Origin of the sequence: Streptomyces sp. AB3(2024) (assembly GCF_041862025.1) — a bacterium.
GTDB lineage: Bacteria > Actinomycetota > Actinomycetes > Streptomycetales > Streptomycetaceae > Streptomyces.
On sequence record NZ_JBGWAB010000002.1, the window covers coordinates 160406 to 176550 of the forward strand.

General features: G+C 70.3%; 17 protein-coding genes and 2 pseudogenes. 9 read left to right on the forward strand and 10 right to left on the reverse strand.

The genetic code is table 11. From position 1 onward, the window contains the following. Positions 1-357: 357 nt before the first annotated feature. Positions 358-1350 carry a tetratricopeptide repeat protein gene (locus ACEPPI_RS01620; RefSeq protein ID WP_373913446.1) on the reverse strand — a complete coding sequence of 331 codons (993 nt, stop codon included), beginning with the start codon at positions 1348-1350 and terminating at the stop codon, positions 358-360. Between the two features lie 238 nt (positions 1351-1588). Here ACEPPI_RS01620 and ACEPPI_RS01625 point away from each other — a divergent pair, with 238 nt between their 5' ends. Next, positions 1589-2242: a TetR/AcrR family transcriptional regulator gene (locus ACEPPI_RS01625; protein WP_373913447.1), complete on the forward strand. Its 654-nt coding sequence runs from the start codon at positions 1589-1591 to the stop codon at positions 2240-2242. 101 nt (positions 2243-2343) lie between these two features. On the opposite strand, the gene ACEPPI_RS01630 is transcribed toward ACEPPI_RS01625, so the two are convergent. The 4 genes from ACEPPI_RS01630 to ACEPPI_RS01645 form a co-directional block, all read right to left on the reverse strand. Next, a complete protein-coding gene (locus tag ACEPPI_RS01630) occupies positions 2344-4044 on the reverse strand; it encodes a methylmalonyl-CoA mutase (RefSeq protein WP_373913448.1) in 1701 nt (566 codons plus the stop codon). A gap of 86 nt (positions 4045-4130) precedes the next feature. Beyond that, complete coding sequence (locus ACEPPI_RS01635; RefSeq protein WP_030235898.1) at positions 4131-4460, reverse strand: DUF3817 domain-containing protein; 330 nt, start codon at positions 4458-4460, stop codon at positions 4131-4133. 10 nt (positions 4461-4470) lie between these two features. Continuing rightward, positions 4471-5025, reverse strand: a complete 555-nt coding sequence (locus tag ACEPPI_RS01640) for a MarR family transcriptional regulator (protein WP_356209683.1) — start codon at positions 5023-5025, stop codon at positions 4471-4473. Positions 5026-5068: 43 nt separating this feature from the next. After that, positions 5069-6439 (reverse strand): MFS transporter, encoded by a 1371-nt coding sequence (locus ACEPPI_RS01645; RefSeq protein ID WP_373913449.1) that lies wholly within the window; start codon positions 6437-6439, stop codon positions 5069-5071. Between the two features lie 70 nt (positions 6440-6509). Between ACEPPI_RS01645 and ACEPPI_RS01650 the strand changes: the two genes are divergently transcribed. Continuing rightward, a complete protein-coding gene (locus ACEPPI_RS01650; RefSeq protein WP_373913450.1) occupies positions 6510-7508 on the forward strand; it encodes a DUF5937 family protein in 999 nt (332 codons plus the stop codon). A 39-nt stretch (positions 7509-7547) separates the two neighbouring features. Here ACEPPI_RS01650 and ACEPPI_RS01655 read toward each other — a convergent pair. After that, positions 7548-7718 (reverse strand): annotated as a pseudogene (locus ACEPPI_RS01655) (MTH1187 family thiamine-binding protein); the annotation flags it as partial. A 68-nt stretch (positions 7719-7786) separates the two neighbouring features. Here ACEPPI_RS01655 and ACEPPI_RS01660 point away from each other — a divergent pair. Together ACEPPI_RS01660 and ACEPPI_RS01665 are read left to right on the forward strand one after the other, a co-directional pair. Further along, entirely contained in the window at positions 7787-9175 is a 1389-nt protein-coding gene (locus tag ACEPPI_RS01660) for a recombinase family protein (RefSeq protein WP_373913451.1), read from the forward strand. A 501-nt stretch (positions 9176-9676) separates the two neighbouring features. After that, complete coding sequence (locus ACEPPI_RS01665; protein ID WP_373913452.1) at positions 9677-10255, forward strand: recombinase family protein; 579 nt, start codon at positions 9677-9679, stop codon at positions 10253-10255. A gap of 336 nt (positions 10256-10591) precedes the next feature. On the opposite strand, the gene ACEPPI_RS01670 is transcribed toward ACEPPI_RS01665, so the two are convergent. Together ACEPPI_RS01670 and ACEPPI_RS01675 are read right to left on the reverse strand one after the other, a co-directional pair. Continuing rightward, a complete protein-coding gene (locus ACEPPI_RS01670) occupies positions 10592-11278 on the reverse strand; it encodes an XRE family transcriptional regulator (RefSeq protein WP_373913453.1) in 687 nt (228 codons plus the stop codon). A 164-nt stretch (positions 11279-11442) separates the two neighbouring features. Further along, complete coding sequence (locus ACEPPI_RS01675; RefSeq protein ID WP_373913454.1) at positions 11443-11697, reverse strand: helix-turn-helix domain-containing protein; 255 nt, start codon at positions 11695-11697, stop codon at positions 11443-11445. A 320-nt stretch (positions 11698-12017) separates the two neighbouring features. Here ACEPPI_RS01675 and ACEPPI_RS01680 point away from each other — a divergent pair, with 320 nt between their 5' ends. Further along, a complete protein-coding gene (locus tag ACEPPI_RS01680) occupies positions 12018-12248 on the forward strand; it encodes a hypothetical protein (protein ID WP_373913455.1) in 231 nt (76 codons plus the stop codon). A 367-nt stretch (positions 12249-12615) separates the two neighbouring features. On the opposite strand, the pseudogene ACEPPI_RS01685 reads toward ACEPPI_RS01680, so the two are convergent. Both ACEPPI_RS01685 and ACEPPI_RS01690 read right to left on the reverse strand, forming a co-directional pair. Then, positions 12616-12753, reverse strand: a pseudogene (locus ACEPPI_RS01685) (MTH1187 family thiamine-binding protein); the annotation flags it as partial. Then, positions 12750-13094 carry a DUF3817 domain-containing protein gene (locus tag ACEPPI_RS01690; protein ID WP_373913456.1) on the reverse strand — a complete coding sequence of 115 codons (345 nt, stop codon included), beginning with the start codon at positions 13092-13094 and terminating at the stop codon, positions 12750-12752. The gene ACEPPI_RS01690 and the pseudogene ACEPPI_RS01685, both read right to left, overlap by 4 nt. A 163-nt stretch (positions 13095-13257) precedes the next feature. Between ACEPPI_RS01690 and ACEPPI_RS01695 the strand changes: the two genes are divergently transcribed. The 4 genes from ACEPPI_RS01695 to ACEPPI_RS01710 all read left to right on the forward strand — a co-directional run bounded on the left by ACEPPI_RS01695 (position 13258) and on the right by ACEPPI_RS01710 (position 15905). Continuing rightward, the gene (locus tag ACEPPI_RS01695; protein ID WP_373913457.1) at positions 13258-13896 is read left to right on the forward strand and encodes an AIM24 family protein; all 639 of its coding nucleotides are present in this window, start codon (positions 13258-13260) and stop codon (positions 13894-13896) included. Next, on the forward strand, positions 13896-14546 hold the full coding sequence (locus ACEPPI_RS01700) for an AIM24 family protein (RefSeq protein WP_356209668.1): 651 nt from the start codon (positions 13896-13898) through the stop codon (positions 14544-14546). The genes ACEPPI_RS01695 and ACEPPI_RS01700 overlap by 1 nt, the downstream gene beginning before the upstream one ends. Before the next feature lie 11 nt (positions 14547-14557). Further along, on the forward strand, positions 14558-15361 hold the full coding sequence (locus ACEPPI_RS01705) for an AIM24 family protein (RefSeq protein WP_373913466.1): 804 nt from the start codon (positions 14558-14560) through the stop codon (positions 15359-15361). A gap of 67 nt (positions 15362-15428) precedes the next feature. Further along, positions 15429-15905 (forward strand): MarR family winged helix-turn-helix transcriptional regulator, encoded by a 477-nt coding sequence (locus ACEPPI_RS01710; RefSeq protein ID WP_373913467.1) that lies wholly within the window; start codon positions 15429-15431, stop codon positions 15903-15905. Positions 15906-16145: the final 240 nt, after the last annotated feature.

Sequence of the window (16145 nt, forward strand, 5' to 3'; positions counted from 1 at the left end):
CCACTGCCACCGGCCGGCCCGGTGGGGACCCTCCACCGCGGCTCCGGATGAGCGGCTCTGCGGGAAGGACCGAGCGTCGCCGATCGTGGTCCATTCGCGGCCGGGGCACAAGGGGGTTCGTTACTGGCGGGTAACGGCTGGATAACCGGGGTGCGACCCGGCGCCGTCGAGTGGCCACACAGGGTGTCACCCAGGGCCACGACAGAAGGGGAGAAGAACGAACCAACCGGACAGTTCACGGGGTTCGCTTTACTGCGAGTAACAGCGGCCGCGATTACCAAGTTTTGGTAAAGCGCGGCCGCTGTTTATCTACGTGTCAACAAATCGTCGGCGCCCGGAGGGGCGCCCGGCACCTGCCTAGAACAGCACGCGCGCCAGCGCGGTACGGGCGGCGGCGACCCGCGGGTCGTCCGCGCCGATGACCTCGAAGAGCTCCAGGAGCCGGACCCGCACGGAGTCCCGCTCGTCACCGAAGGTGACGCGGACCGTGTCCACCAGACGCGCGAAGGCGTCGGCGACGTGGCCGCCGGCCAGGTCCAGGTCGGCCGCCGCCATCTGCGCGGCCGGGTCCTTCGGACGCTCGGCCGCCTCGGCGCGCACGGTCTGCGGGTTCAGGTGCTGCACCCTGGACAGCAGCTCGGCCTGGGCCAGGCCGAGCTTCGCCTCGGTGTTGGCCGGGTCGTCGGCGAGCACGTTCTTGTACGCCTGCACGGCCCCGCCCAGGTCACCCGCGTCCAGCGCGACGACGGCCGCTTCCAGCAGGGCGTCGTACGGACCGGCCGGCTCGGGGGCACGCTCGGCCGCCACGCCCTCCGCACCGGGGTCCACCTGGAGGCCGATGAGACCGAAGCGCTCCTCGGCGACCTGGACCAGCTGGGCGAGGGTCTCGCGGATCTGCTGCTCCGGGGCCACGCCCTGGAACAGCGGCAACACCTGGCCGGCGACGACGGCGAAGACGGCCGGGATGCCCTGGATGCCGAACTGCTGCATCAGCATCTGGTTGGCGTCGACGTCGATCTTCGCCAGGACGAAGCGGCCGTTCGCTTCGGCGGTCAGCCGCTCCAGGAGCGGGCTGAGCTGCTTGCACGGCTCGCACCACTCGGCCCAGAAGTCGAGGACGACCGGGACCTCGTTGGAGAGCTGGAGGACATCGCTTTCGAAGCCGGCCTCGTCGACGTCGATCACGAGCGCGGACGGCGGTACGGCGCCACCGGGCACGGCGCCCGCTCCGGCGCCGCCCTGCCGGGCGGCCTCCGCACGCGCCTGCTCGGCCTTGGCCTTGGCCTCGCCGGCCGCCTTCACCGCGGCGAGGTCGACGACGCCGCTCATGGACATGTTTCTGGGCTGCATGCGTACATCCTCCCCCGTGTGCGCGCGCCGACGAAAAGGATCCCGAAAGATCGTCCCGCTGATCGGTCGAACCGTTGTGCGGCGCCGGGTCCCCACCTGGCGCCAGTAGCCTTCGCGTGGTTGTCGCTCTTTCGCTACGAGCCGTAGCGTAACTCCCCCGGGCCCCGGGCGCCCCGTGATCTGAACCACAGCGAACGACCCCCCGCCGGTTCCGCTACTGACGGGTATGGTCTCGGCCATGCGCAACCCCAGCCCTTGTACGAGCCCCCCGCGTACGAGCCCCCCGCCCGGCCGCACCGGCCGCCCCCGCAGCGCGGCGGCGGACGCCGCGATCCTGGCGGCGACGCGGGACGCGCTGGTGGAGCTGGGCTGGTCGAAGCTGACGATGGGGGACGTCTCGGCCCGTGCGGGCGTCGCGAAGACCACCCTCTACCGCCGCTGGGCGGGCAAGAGCGAGCTGGTCGTGGACGCGGTCGCGGAGCTGTTCGACGCGCTGGAACTCCCGGACCGGGGTTCGCTCGAAGCCGACATCGAGTACGTGGTCCTGCAGTTCGCGCAGCTGCTGCGGCGCCCCGAGGCGCGTACCGCCCTGATGGCCGTGGTCGCCGAGTCCACCCGGGACGAGGCGCTGCGGGGGCGGATCCGGTCGGCGATCGTGGACCGGCAGAAACGTCTCGTCGTACTGGGTCGCGAACGTGCCCAGGAGCGCGGGGAACTTCCGTACGAGGAGGACGAGGCCCTCTCCGGCCTTGCCACGGACCTGATCTTCGACGTCATCGCCGGCACGGTGGTGCACCGCGCCCTGGTCAGCTGCGAGCCGGTGGACGAGCTGTGGGTGTCCGCCTTCACCTCGCTGCTGATGCACGGCCTGCGCGGCGCCGCTTCCGCCTGAGGCCCCGTCGGCCCGCCCTGACCCCGGCCCCGGGGACGCGAAAGGCCGGCCACCGCCCCCGCCGTGCGGCGGGGGCGGTGGCCGGCCTCGCGGACCGTCCGTCAGAAGCCGGGCGGCTCGGTGTAGGTGCCCCACTCGTCGCGCAGGACGTTGCAGATCTCGCCGAGCGTGGCCTCGGCCCGTACGGCGTCCAGCATGGCCGGGATCATGTTCGAGCCGTCGCGGGCGGCGGCCAGCATCTCGTCGAGCGCCGCGCTCACCTTGGCGTCGTCGCGGCGGCCCTTGCGTGCGGCCAGCTCCTGGACCTGGACCCGCTCCACCTCGTGGCTGACCCGGAGGATCTCCAGGTCGCCGGTGACCGAGCCGTGGTGGACGTTGACGCCGACGACCCGCTTGTCGCCCTTCTCCAGGGAGCGCTGGTACTGGAAGGCCGACTCGGCGATCTCCCCGGTGAACCAGCCGTCCTCGATGCCGCGCAGGATGCCCGAGGTGATCGGCCCGATCGGGTGCTGCCCGTCCGGGTGGGCGCGCAGGCCGCGCTCCTTGATCTGCTCGAAGATCTTCTCGGCGTCGGCCTCGATGCGGTCGGTGAGCTGCTCGACGTACCAGGAGCCGCCCAGCGGGTCGGCCACGTTGGCGACGCCGGTCTCCTCCATCAGCACCTGCTGCGTGCGCAGCGCGATCTCGGCGGCCTGCTCGCTGGGAAGGGCGAGGGTCTCGTCGAGGGCGTTGGTGTGCAGGGAGTTGGTACCGCCGAGGACGGCCGCGAGGGCTTCGACGGCGGTGCGCACGACGTTGTTGTACGGCTGCTGGGCAGTGAGGGAGACACCGGCCGTCTGGGTGTGGAAGCGCAGCCACATGGCCTTGTCGGACTTCGCACCGTAGACCTCCTTCATCCAGCGGGCCCAGATGCGGCGGGCGGCGCGGAACTTGGCGATCTCCTCGAAGAAGTCGAGGTGCGCGTCGAAGAAGAAGGAGAGGCCCGAGGCGAAGTGGTCGACGTCCAGTCCGCGGGAGAGGCCGAGCTCCACGTAGCCGAAGCCGTCGGCGAGGGTGTAGGCGAGCTCCTGCGCCGCCGTGGCCCCGGCCTCTCGGATGTGGTAGCCGGAGACGGACAGCGGCTTGTAGGCCGGGATGCCGTTCGCGCAGTACTCCATGAGGTCGCCGATGAGGCGCAGGTGCGGCTCGGGTTCGAAGAGCCACTCCTTCTGGGCGATGTACTCCTTGAAGATGTCGGTCTGGAGCGTGCCGTTGAGCACGGCCGGGTCGACGCCCTGGCGCTCGGCGGCGACCAGGTACATGCAGAAGGCGGGTACGGCGGGTCCGGAGATGGTCATCGAGGTGGTGACGTCGCCGAGCGGGATGTCCTTGAAGAGGACCTCCATGTCGGCGGCGGAGTCGATGGCCACGCCGCAGTGGCCGACCTCGCCGAGGGCGCGGGGGTCGTCGGAGTCGCGGCCCATGAGGGTGGGCATGTCGAAGGCGACGGAGAGGCCGCCGCCGCCGGCGGCCAGGATCATCTTGTAGCGCTCGTTGGTCTGCTCGGCGTTGCCGAACCCGGCGAACTGCCGGATGGTCCAGGTCCGGCCGCGGTAGCCGGTGGCGTGCAGTCCGCGGGTGTAGGGGTACTCCCCGGGCCAGCCGATGCGCTCGAACCCCTCGTACGAGTCGCCGGGGCGGGGCCCGTAGACGGGGTCGACGTCATCTCCGGAGAGCGTCGTGAAATCGGCCTCGCGCTTGCGGGCCTTGTCATACCGGGCCTGCCAGCGACGGCGGCCCTCCTCGATGGCGTCAGCGTCCATACCGAAGAATTTACTAGGACGTCCTAGTAAATGTCGATGGGAAACCCCGGGGAGTCCTTCCCCGGGGCGTCCGGCCGAGTGGGGCTCTAGGCCTTCGCGGGCGCGAGGGCGTCCTCGACCAGCGGTTCGACGTCGGCGCGGACGGTGCGCTCGACGAAGAAGGCCGCCAGCGGGATGGTTCCCGACGCCAGCACCCACAGCAGCTTGCCGAAGGGCCACTTCGCCTTGGAGCCCAGGTCGAAGGCGAAGACCAGGTAGATCATGAAGAGCACACCGTGGACCTGCGAGACCGCCAGGGTCAGGTCGGCGCCGGTGTCGAAGCCGTACTTGGCCACCATGCAGGCACAGAGGATCAGGAGCATGACCGCGGTCACGTAGGCCATGACGCGGTAGCGGGTCAGCACGCTTCGTTTCATGGCCACGAGCCTAACCGTCCGTTTTGCGCGATCTTGACGCGGCCCCGGCCCGGGGCTGGTTCTCCTCGAAGTCCGCGGCCGCCACCCGCAGCGGGCGCAGCAGCGCGAAGATCTCCGCGCACTCCTCGGCGTCGTACGCGCCCAGGCCGAAGTCGATGCCCATCAGGTCCTTCGTCGCCGCCTCGACGACCTCCCGGCCCTTCTCCGTGATGGACGCGAGCGTGCCGCGGCCGTCCTGCGGGTTGGGGCGCTTGGCCACCAGGCCGGACCGCATCAGCCGGTCCACGGTGTTCGTCACCGAGGTCGGGTGGACCATCAGGCGCTCACCGATCTTCGACATCGGGAGCTCCCCCGCCTGGGAGAAGGTCAGCAGCACCAGCGCCTCGTAGCGGGCGAAGGTCAGTCCGTACGGCTTCACCACCGCGTCGACCTCGGCCAGCAGGATCTGGTGGGCCCGCATGATCGAGGTGATCGCGGCCATGGAGGGCACGGGACCCCAGCGCCGGCGCCAGAGTTCGTCGGCGCGCGCGATGGGGTCGAAGGGGAGGCTGAGCGGCTTGGGCATCCACCAGACCCTACCGGGCGGTCATTTGGCGGTCAGCCCCGTCTCACTCCTCGGCCTGGGGCGCGCGGAGCGCACGGGGCGCGGTGGGCGCACGGGGCGCGGTGGGCGCGCCGGGCGCGGTGGCGCGCAGCCCGGAGAGCAGGAGCAGGACGACGGCCGTGCCGAGCACGGCGGCGCCGGTGACCACCGCGTGCGGCGGGAGGAACTCGGCGGCGGCCCCGGCGAGCGCCATGCCGACGCCCTGGAGGGTCATCAGGCCGGTGCTGAGCAGGGTCATCGCCCGGCCGCGCAGCGCGTCGGGGACGGCGTCCACGTACATCCGGTCGAGGCCGATGGTGTAGGCGTGGGTGAGCCCGGACAGGAGCAGCGCCCCGAGGAGGACGGGGGCGCCGGGCCGGACGGCGTAGACGAGGAGCGGGAGGAACGCGACGGCGGCCAGCGGGGCGGTGATCCGCGAGCGCGTCTGTGCGGTGAGGGCCGAGCCGGCCCAGAGTTCACCGGCGACGGCGCCGACGGGCAGCGCGCACATGAGCACCCCGAGGGTGGCGGTGCCGGCCCCGATGTCGTGCGCGTACGGCGTCAGGAGGGCCTCGGGCACGACGGCGAAGGAGGGCGGCAGCCAGCACAGCAGGGTCAGAACGCGCAGCCGCCGGTCCCCGAACACGGCGCGGAGCCCGTCGAGGGGGGACCCGCCGACACCGGCCCCGGCGGTGGCGGCGCGGGCGGGCCGGTCCCGGGTGCCGAGGCGCAGCAGCAGCGCGGAGGCGAGGAATCCCGCCGCGGTGAGGGCGATCGCCCCGCGCGGGGCGAGGACGGTGAGCAGGAGCCCGCCGAGGCCGAAGCCGGCGAGCTGGGCGCCCTGGGAGACCATGCGCAGCAGCGAGCGGCCCAGGACGAAGGCCTCGCCGGTGCCGAGGATGTCGGCGAGGGAGGCACTGCGGGCGCCCTGGAACAGCGGGGCGACGAAGGCCATGGCGCAGCGCAGGACGAGGATCCCCGCGACGGGCGTGCCCGGCCAGACCATCGCCGCCGCGCAGCCGGCGCACAGCAGGTCGCAGGCGACGAGGAGCCGGCGGGCGGGGTGGCGGTCGGCGAGGGGGGCGAGGAGGGTGCCGCCGAGGGCGTACGGGAGGAAGCCGAGGGCGAAGGTGAGCGCGCTCATCAGGGCGGAGCCGGTGGCGCGGTAGACCAGGACGGTGAGGGAGATCTCGGCGATGACGACCCCGAGCAGCGACAGCAGGTGCGCGAGGAACACGAACCGGAACTCCCGGACCCGGAACGCCGCCCGGTACCCCTCGCCCCGACGGCCCGGTACGGCCCCGGCGCCGGGGGTCGGGGCGGGGGCCGGGGCGGGCGCCGGGCACGGTGGGGCGGGTGGTCGGGCGGGGCCACGGGGAGGGGTGGGAGTGGACATGGGGGTCAGCCTCGGCCCGCCTAGGGTGGGCCGGTAGACATTCGGCACCGGGCGAATCGAAGGGGCGGCCATGGGGAACCACTTCCGCTTCGGCCCGGCCGATCTGCTGCGCTGCCGCTTCGGGATCTCCCCGCGCTGGGAGACGCAGGAGGCGGTACGGGTCCTGATGCGCCCGGACCGGCAGGCGTACCACCTGCCCTGGCTGAGCCGGATCCGCTCCGCCGCGGCCGGCCTGGACCTGCGTCCGCTGTGGCTGCTGATGCCGCGCCGGGGGCACCACCCCGACCTGCTGAGCCCTCCCCCGACGGGCCCGTCCCCGGCCTTCGAGGAGGAGATGGCGCGGGTGCGCGCGGCGGCCGGGGACCCGGAGGCGGCCCACGAGGACCTGCGCCGCTCCCTGGCCTGCACCCCGGGCGCCCTGGAGAGCGCCGCCGGGCGGCGGATGCTGGCGGATCCGGGCCGGGCGGTGGCGGAGCTGGCCGATCTGACCGAGGCGGCCTGGCGGGCCCTGGTGGCCCCGCACTGGCCCCGGCTGCGGGCCCTGCTGGAGGCCGATGTCCTGTTCCACTCCCGGCGGCTGGCGGCGGGCGGGCTGGAGGCGTTGTTCGACGGCCTCCACCCCGATCTGCGCTGGGACGGCGGGACGAACACGCTGACCGTCGAGCGACGGGCCCACCACGACCGCGAACTCGGCGGCCAGGGGCTGCTCCTGATGCCGAGCGCCTTCGTCTGGCCGGAGGTGGTCGGCGGCTACGACCCCCCGTGGCAGCCCACGCTGGTGTATCCGGCCCGGGGCGTCGGCGCCCTGTGGACGGCCTCGGACGGACCGGCCCCGAGCGCGCTGGCCGGGCTGTTGGGCCGGGCCCGTGCCGAGGTGCTGTGCGCACTGCACGAGCCCGCCTCCACGACGGCCCTCGCGCACCGCCTGGGCCTGGCGCCCTCGACGGTCTCGGCCCACCTGAAGGCGTTGCGCGCGGCGGGGCTGCTGATCCCGTCCCGCCACGGCCACCAGGTCCTCTACGAACGCACGCCCCTGGCCATCGCACTGGCGACCGGCTGCGCCCCGTAGCCGGCGCGCCGCGGCGCCCGGCCCCCGGCGCGGAGGGGGTCAGCCCTCGGCGAGGTGGCGTTCCACCGTCTCGATCTTCGAGGTCATCCCGTCGGTGACGCCGGGCCGGATGTCGGCCTTGAGGATGAAGGACACCCGCGGGGCCTTCGCCTCGACGGCGGCCACCGCGCGCCGGACGACGTCCATGACCTCGTCCCACTCGCCGGAAAGAGGGCACCTCTGACAACACACTCTGACAACATGGTGATCCCTGTTCTGGGGTGGGAGGGGATTGAGGAATGCGCATTGCGATCTATCTGCGGCTGTCCCGGGAGGCTGAGGACTCCGCGTCGCTTGATACGCAGCGAGAGGCGGCACGGCGGTGGCTCACGGCGAATGGGTACGACCCGAGCGACGCCGTGGAGTACTCCGACGCCAACGTGTCGGGCGCCAAGCCACTTGAAGCGCGACAGCAGATGAGTGCGCTCATGGCCGCCCGGCCTGACCTCGTGATCGCGTGGAAGCTGGACCGGTACGCGCGCAGCGTTTCCGAGTTCCTGCGGCTCGTGTCATGGGGCGAGCGCTACGGCGTCAAGATCGCCACGACCGACGGCACGATCAACACCCTGACCCCCACCGGCCGCATGGTCGCCGTCGTACTGGCGGCACTGGCCGAGTGGGAACGCGAGATGATCAAAGACCGTATCACGGAGGGCCACGCCACGCGCCGCCAGCAAGGACGCTGGGCTTCAGGACGCGCACCTCGCGGGTACCGCATCGTGCGACGTGACGACGCCGCCTACCTGGAGATAGACCCCGAGCAGGCAGCACAGATCCGGGACGCTGTGGCCACCCTGGCCAACGGCGGAACGGTGGCTGGCACGGCGAGGATCGTGGGTGTCAGCGAGCCGCAGTGGCGACGCCTGCTGAAGGCACCGACGCTGCGCGGCCAGCGCAACCACAAGGGAAAGCTGATCACGGGGGCCGACGGCGTCACCCCGGTCCAGTTCGCAGAGCCCATCCTGTCCGCTGCGGAGCTGCGGGCGGCGCGGGACCGTATGGAGGCCCTGGCGACCGGCAGGAACCGCGCACCTCGACGCGCCACGCCGATGTGCTCCGGCATGGCCGGCTGCTATCGCGGTTGCAAGCTGAACGGCGGAACGTCGGACAAGGGCGTCCCGCTCTACCGCTGCAAGGCAGGCCACACCACCATCTACGCCGAGACCCTCGATCAACGCGTGGAGCACGAGTTCCTGACCGTGTTCGGCAGGTTCAACGAATGGCATGTTCGCCTTGAGGGCGGCAACGACTTGTCGGCCGAGATCGAAGAGATCCAGGAGCAGGCCGAACGGGTGGCGGAGCGCATGGCCACCGCCGGTGCGCTGATGCTGCCGATCCTTGAGCGCAAGGCGGCGGAGCTGGAAGCCGCATACACCCGGCTGCAAGCCGAACACGACCCGGAGACCCGCGAGGTGTCCGTTCCGACCGGACGCACGATGGCGGAAGCGTGGGAAGCGGAGGACGAAACCGGCCGCACACACCTTCTCCGGCTGATGAACATGCGCGTGACCCTGCACCCGCGCGGAGTCGCGGACCGCCTGTCTTTCACGTGGGGACCGGCGACCGGGGAAGAGGCTCACGCTGCGGAGCTGGCCGCCATCGCCAGGGTCGAGACCGAGGCTGCGTAGGTCATCCAACACCCGCTCACGGCCCGTTGCCGGAAGTCTGGCAGCGGGCCGTTGCATCGTCACGCCGCCACTTCGCCACTCCCCGGTCCCGTCGGCAGGCAGCCCAACCACAGCGTCGATCACGTCGCGCCACGAAGCCTCCGCCATCGCCACCCTCCGCGTCGAAGGAGGTGCCAACTGACGAACCTGACCCCTATTTCTCAACTCTCTAATGCGCGTTAAGGAGAAAAGGAAAAGAGGGTTCAGTTCGACACTTTGGACCAGGGGGACGACCCCGGCCGACGTATGAGGGGACCGTCAAGTGGCTGACCCTGCCGGGACGTACGGGTCTGGCGACCCAGAAAGTGCCAGAGCGTGACCAGCGAGCGGCGTCTCAGAAACGATGGTTTACGAGACGGCGGGGAGGAGGCGCCCCAGACCTTCGAACCGTGCCTCAAAACCCGTCTCAGAACCTCTCAAAACCCGTTGATATTTTGAGACGGGTTCTGAGACGATGGGCGTATGACGACGACCACGGGACACCTGATCGGGTACGCGCGAGTCTCCACCGATGACCAGGAAGCACTGTTGCAGCACGACGCGCTGACGCTGGCCGGCTGCGCCCGGATCTTCACGGACAAGGCGAGCGGCAAGAACACCGACCGGCCGGAGCTGACGGCCGCACTGGACTACCTGCGCCCCGGGGACACCCTGTGCGTGTGGAAGCTGGACCGGTTCGCGCGATCACTGATCGACCTCGTGACGCTCGTGGACTCGCTCACCGTCCGTGGGATCGGCTTCAAGGTGCTGACGGGGGCCCTGGCGAGCATCGACCCGAACACGCCGGACGGACGGCTCATGCTTCAGGTGGTGGGAGCCATGGCGGAGTTCGAACGCAGCCTGATCAAGGACCGCACCCGCGCCGGACTGGACGCCGCCAGGGCACAGGGGCGTACCGGCGGACGCCCGGCCGTCATGGACGCGGACAAGCTCGCTGCGGCCAAGGCCCGCCGCGACAAGGGCGAGAGCGTTACGGCCATCGCCAAGGCCCTCGGGGTCTCCCGCGCCACGCTCTACCGGGCGCTGAGTGACACGGCCTGAGAGCAGCAGCCCGACAGGTGCGGTGTTGCGGTGATTCTTTGGATTTTTCTGAATGCATATAGAAACTCTTAAGGCAAACCAGATTCTTCAAAGATCCACCGCAACACCGCAGGGAGGGGTAGGGCGGCGCCAAAGTTCAGGAGGCAGCGCACGCAGCGATCCCGGCACAAGCTCGCAGTGCGCGCGCTGGGTGCACCGCCGTTTTTCGCCCCTTGCTTGGCGCTGACCAGCTGAAACGACTCCGCCACCACCCAACAACGGCCCCGCGATGGGGTGAGGAGGACCCTGAATCACCCTGCTCAAGGGCCGGAAGACGGTGGCAGTCCTGCCCGGCCGTCAGGTCTGTTCGATCTCCGCCATGAGCAAGCGCAGCGTCAGGGAGTGCTTCTCCGGCGGCAAGGCGTCCAGCGCTGTCCGGGCGTAGTCGGCTCCGCCCAAGAGGTCTCCGGACCGGGCGAGCATGAGCCCCCGGGGCATCTCTAGGTGTGTCGTGAACCGGGGCAGTTCTGCGGGGAGTTCCCGGCGTGCTGCTTCCTGCGCTTCCACGGCTCCCCGTTCGTCTCCCAGACGGGCCAGGAGGAGGGACAGGAAGACGTTCATCCGCCACCAAGGCACGGCGTAGTCACTGGTCTGCTCGTGCGACCCCGCCTTGTCGAAGATGCGCCGGCCACGGTCCGCCAGGTGGAGCGCTGTTGTCCGATCCCCTCGGATCGCTGCCGTGTGCGCCTTGCCCATCACGGCGTTGAGGAGGCCCAGGGAGGGGCGACCCGATATCGCCATGGCTTGGTCGGCCAGTACGTCAGCGACCCCGAGGGACGCGCCTTCGTAGCCCAGGGCGATAGCCGCACGGCCCCGGACCCACACGCGCGCTTCGTCGTTGCCGGACTCGTCAGCAGCCGTCGCTGCCATCCGGTACCAGTGCACCGCCTTGGAGCCGTCCGACCCCGGGAACGTCTTCGCGTAGAGGGTCATCAGGCGGGAGGCGACCGACCACAGCCGGGGGTCATCGAGTTGCTGTTGCATGGTGACAAGTTCGCCGGAGACCCGACGTTGAATGTCCGCCGCACCCATGGACATGTACTGAGTGCCGTACGTCGCGAGCTTGGCCTCCCATTCGTCTGCTGACGGCCCTCCACGCAACCGGGCGGCGAATCCTGCGCTGATCAGATCGGAGGCGACGACAGGGGCTATGGCGGCCCGGCCACGTCGGTTAGGAACTCGCGTCGGTCCACTTCACCTTCAAGGACAGCTAGGGGAACGTCGAGCACGGCAGACAGCGCGGCCAAGTAGAACGGTCCCGGCCTGACCTTAGAACGCTCCCAGTTGCTCACGTACTCCCGGGTCAGCGTCGTGCCGTGAACCTTGTTGATCTCCGAAGCTAACCGCCCCTGGCTCCAGCCACGAGCCGTGCGGAGATCTCGAATCAGCTCCCCGATGTCCATGCGGCCATCTTGCTACTAGCCATGCCACTAGACAGAGGGATTCCGGGGCCAGGAGGTCGTTGCCACTACGGATCACACTAGGCCGAGCCTCCCGGCGGCGTAACGATGCCCGCACCGAGGGTGACGCGGAGGTACATCATGGCGACGGCCGCACGACAGGAAGCGACCCGGCCGGAGGCTTCGGAGCCTCCCGCCCATGAATGCGGAGTGTGCCGCGCGCTGGACGCTGATCTAAAGGTGGCCGAAGCGGTCGGAAACCTGGGCGCTGTCGAGTCGCTGCGTACCGAGCTGCGCAACCACTCCCGCGACAGGGGCGCGGCATGACCGTTCGAGCCGTCCTCCGCTTCGTCCACTACGTGATGCACCGCCATCCGTCGGCGGAGACGACCGCCACGGCACGGTGCCTGAACCCGGGCTGCCAGTGGGCGGCCGCTCCTACGGGCAACGCGGACGTCTGCACCGACATGTGCATTGAGCACACGGGGCGGACGGGGCACATGACGTTCTTGCGGGAGTTCTCGGAAGTCGCCGTGGTGGAGCGGGTCCGGTGAGGGGGCGGTCCCGGCTGACGGTCCGCGTCCTCAGCGGGGGCTCAGCCGGCCCCGCGCTGGTCTTCCGGTCCGGTGACCCCGTGCGCCCGCTGGTGCGCGACCCAATCGACGTGGCGCGCTTCCGCCGTGAGGGCTACGGGGAGGGCTTCGGGGACGTGTTCCCGCCTTGTGAGTGCCTGCGCTGCCTACAGGCCATGTGGAACTGCGAGACTCACTGCCCGTGACGGGTTGGGCGTACATGCACGACGGCGCGGGGACCGCACGTACTGGACGATCAACCGGGGCCTGAACCGCTGAGCCCGTCACGAGCCCCGTCCGGCACATGTCACAGTCGGGCGGGGCTCTCATGTACTCAGAGGTACACTCGTTCGCCTTCGACGGTGGTGAACATGGCGTCGGTGCGGTTCGCCAGCCCGGACTCGCGCACCACGCGGACCGCGTCGGCGACGTACTCGCCGACCTCTTCACCGACCCCCAGCGGGGTCACCGAGAACGCGACGATCACGCCTGGGCCGCCTCACGGGCGCGGGCCGCGATGACGCTGTCGGCCTCGTCGCGCTTGAGCAGCTTGTCCCCGTACAGGCCGCCGAAGGGCAGCAGCGCGAACAGGAAGAACAGGGCCACCTTCTTGGCCGGCCACTTCGCCTTGTTCCACACGTCGAGCAGGAAGATCGCGTAGATCACGAACAGGATCCCGTGCAGGATCCCGAGCGGCATCATCAGGTAGTCGATGTCCGACACCCGGCTGAGCACCGAGCCGAAGATCAGCAGCGCCGGGAACGACAGGGCTTCCGGAACGGAGATGAGGCGCAGCCGGTGCAGGGCGGAAGCGGTCTGGATGTCCACGTGGAACCTTCGCGGGAGGAGGCCGGGGGTCCTTCCCAGTGTCTCAGCCGTCACGGAAGATCTTGTGGCGGGTCCCCCCGGATCCCCCGGAGTCGGGAGAGTGTGGCGCATATCGGCCACGGGACCCTGTTCGGGCCCGCCCGCTGCCGATACCTTCGTCCCCGTGGCTCAGTTCCGACTCCAAGGCAGCAAGGTGCTCGCCGTCGACCTGACCGGTGACGCCGTGAAAGCGAAGAACGGCGCCATGGTCGCGTACGACGGCCAGATGGCCTTCAAGAAGATGACCGGCGGTGGCGAAGGCCTCCGCGGAATGGTGACCCGTCGCCTGACGGGTGAACAGATGACCGTGATGGAGGTGCAGGGACACGGCACCTGCTACTTCGCGGACCGGGCGAGTGAGATCAATCTGGTCAATCTGCGCGGCGAGAAGCTCCACGTCGAGTCCAGCAACCTGCTGTGCACCGACGCCGGCCTGCGCACCGGCACCACGTTCACCGGCCTGCGCGGCGCGAGCACGGGCAACGGTCTGTTCACGACGACCGTCGAGGGCTCGGGCCAGGCGGCGATCATGTCCGACGGCCCGGCGGTGGTGCTGCGCGTCAGCGCCCAGTACCCGCTGTCGGTGGACCCCGGCGCGTACATCGCGCACACCGGGAACCTCCAGCAGTCCTTCCAGTCCGGCGTGACCTTCCGCACCCTGATCGGCGAGGGGTCCGGAGAGGCCTTCCAGATCCGCTTCGAGGGCGAGGGCCTGGTCTACGTGCAGCCCAGCGAGCGCAACACCGTCGGGGGCGACGTCTGATGCCGTTCCGCGAGATCAACTCGAAGATGATCGAGGCCCAGGTCATCCCCGGGCAGAGGCTGTACAGCCAGCGCGGGGCGATGCTGGCCTACCGCGGCGACGTCTCCTTCACCCCGAGCCTGACGGGCGGTCAGGGCGGCGTGATGGGCATGATCGGGCGCCGCGTGGCGAACGAGCAGACGCCGCTGATGGCCGTGGAGGGCAGCGGCACCGTGATGTTCGGCCACGGCGGCCACCACGTCCAGGTCGTCAACCTCTCGGGCGAGACCCTCTACGTGGAGGCCGACCGGCTGCTCGCCTTCGACGGCACCCTCCAGCAGGGGACGATGTTCATGGGCTCGCAGGGCGGCGTCATGGGCATGGTGCGCGGCCAGGTGACCGGCCAGGGCCTGTTCACCACCACCCTCAAGGGCCACGGCGCGGTCGCCGTGATGGCCCACGGCGGAGTCCTGGAACTCCCCATCACCCCGAACCGGCCGGTCCACGTCGACCCGCAGGCGTACGTGGCCCACCACGGGGACGTCAGGAACAAGCTCTCCGCCGCCCTGGGCTGGCGGGACATGGTCGGCCGCGGTTCGGGCGAGGCGTTCCAGCTGGAGCTGTCCGGCCAGGGCGCCGTCTTCGTACAGGCCTCGGAGGAGAAGCTGTGAACTTTGGTCCCGTGACCGGTGGACCGGGCGGCCCGGCGGTCTTCGACCCGCACTCCCTGCCCTCCGACGACAACGTGAACTCCTACACCTTCTGCGTGGAGCTCAAGGGGAGCCAGTGGTTCCTCCAGAAGGGCAAGATGATCGCCTACTACGGGCGCATCGAGTTCAACGGCATCGGCAACGGCCGCTTCGACCGGCTGCTGCGCACCAGCTTCCACTCGCCCCTGCACGCGAGCGACTGGGTGGTGGCCGAGGGGCAGGGCAAGATGCTCCTGGCGGACCGCGCCTTCGACGTGAACTCGTACGACCTGGACGAGGGCAACCTGACCATCCGGTCGGGGAACCTCCTCGCCTACCAGCCCACGCTCGCCCTCAAGCAGTCCATCGTCCCGGGTTTCCTGACGCTGATCGGAACCGGGAAGTTCGTGGCGGCGTCCAACGGACCGGTGGTGTTCATGGAACCGCCGCTGCGCGTGGACCCGCAGGCCCTGGTGGGCTGGGCGGACTGCCCGTCCCCGTGCCACCACTACGACCACGGATACATGACGGGCGTGATGGGCGGACTGCGCTCGCTCACGGGACTCGGCGGCACCTCGGGAGAGGAACACCAGTTCGAGTTCGTCGGGGCGGGGACGGTACTGCTCCAGTCGTCGGAGATGCTGATGGCGGAGCAGTCGGTGGGCGCGGTGGGCGCCGGTGCGGCCACGGGCAACACCCAGGGCGTTCCGGGGGCCGGCCAGGGCCCGCTGGGTCAGCTGGGCGTGCCGCGGATGCCGGGGCAGCTGGGCGACCTCCAGCGGCGACTCGGACTGTGAGACTCCGCACATCTTCCTATTTTTGTACGTAATTCAACTTCTTAGGTAGAGTTCATTCATGGAGACCATCGAGACCGAGACGGCCACCCGCTGGCTGACCGACGCCGAACAGTGCGCCTGGCGCACCCATCTGGACGTCAGCAGACTGCTGATGCACCAGCTGGAAAAGGATCTCCAGCCCTTCGGGCTCACCAACAACGACTACGAGATCCTCGTGAACCTCTCGGAGTCGGACGGCCACCGGATGCGCATGAGCGATCTGGCCACCGCCACGCTGCAGTCCAAGAGCCGGCTGTCCCACCAGATCACCCGCATGGAGACGGCGGGCCTGGTGCGCCGGGTGAACTGCGAGTCCGACCGCCGCGGCCTGTACGCGGTGCTCACGGACGAGGGCATGGACACCATGCGCAAGGTGGCCCCGCACCACGTGGCATCGGTGCGGGAGCACTTCATCGACCTGCTGCCGCCGCAGGCCCTGACGGCCCTGCGCGAATCGCTGCGCCCCGTCGCGGAGCACCTGCGCGAGAACCGCGGGAAGGTGTAGCCGGATCCCCTCGCGCTCCGGCCGGCGCCGGACCTCCGCCGCGCCGAGCCGGACGAGCGGCCGCAGAATGGGCGGGTGACACCGGCAGGTACCGCTCACCGCCGGCCGCCCCCGGGCCGGCCGAGGAGGTCCAGCGATGAAGCGCACCCCGTACGTCCCGGCGGCCGCGGCCGCGGCTCTTCTGCTCGGCGGTCCGGCCGCGGCCCAGGCTGCCGCCGGCCCGGCCGTGGCCGCCGCGCG

Excerpts from the sequence above, each read along its gene's own strand:
- ACEPPI_RS01620 (WP_373913446.1), bottom strand. The coding sequence starts at position 1,350 with ATGCAGCCCAGAAACATGTCCATGAGCGGCGTCGTCGACCTCGCCGCG.
- ACEPPI_RS01625 (WP_373913447.1), top strand. The coding sequence starts at position 1,589 with ATGCGCAACCCCAGCCCTTGTACGAGCCCCCCGCGTACGAGCCCCCCG.
- ACEPPI_RS01630 (WP_373913448.1), bottom strand. The coding sequence starts at position 4,044 with ATGGACGCTGACGCCATCGAGGAGGGCCGCCGTCGCTGGCAGGCCCGG.
- ACEPPI_RS01635 (WP_030235898.1), bottom strand. The coding sequence starts at position 4,460 with ATGAAACGAAGCGTGCTGACCCGCTACCGCGTCATGGCCTACGTGACC.
- ACEPPI_RS01640 (WP_356209683.1), bottom strand. The coding sequence starts at position 5,025 with ATGCCCAAGCCGCTCAGCCTCCCCTTCGACCCCATCGCGCGCGCCGAC.
- ACEPPI_RS01645 (WP_373913449.1), bottom strand. The coding sequence starts at position 6,439 with ATGTCCACTCCCACCCCTCCCCGTGGCCCCGCCCGACCACCCGCCCCA.
- ACEPPI_RS01650 (WP_373913450.1), top strand. The coding sequence starts at position 6,510 with ATGGGGAACCACTTCCGCTTCGGCCCGGCCGATCTGCTGCGCTGCCGC.
- ACEPPI_RS01660 (WP_373913451.1), top strand. The coding sequence starts at position 7,787 with ATGCGCATTGCGATCTATCTGCGGCTGTCCCGGGAGGCTGAGGACTCC.
- ACEPPI_RS01665 (WP_373913452.1), top strand. The coding sequence starts at position 9,677 with ATGACGACGACCACGGGACACCTGATCGGGTACGCGCGAGTCTCCACC.
- ACEPPI_RS01670 (WP_373913453.1), bottom strand. The coding sequence starts at position 11,278 with ATGCAACAGCAACTCGATGACCCCCGGCTGTGGTCGGTCGCCTCCCGC.
- ACEPPI_RS01675 (WP_373913454.1), bottom strand. The coding sequence starts at position 11,697 with ATGGACATCGGGGAGCTGATTCGAGATCTCCGCACGGCTCGTGGCTGG.
- ACEPPI_RS01680 (WP_373913455.1), top strand. The coding sequence starts at position 12,018 with ATGACCGTTCGAGCCGTCCTCCGCTTCGTCCACTACGTGATGCACCGC.
- ACEPPI_RS01700 (WP_356209668.1), top strand. The coding sequence starts at position 13,896 with ATGCCGTTCCGCGAGATCAACTCGAAGATGATCGAGGCCCAGGTCATC.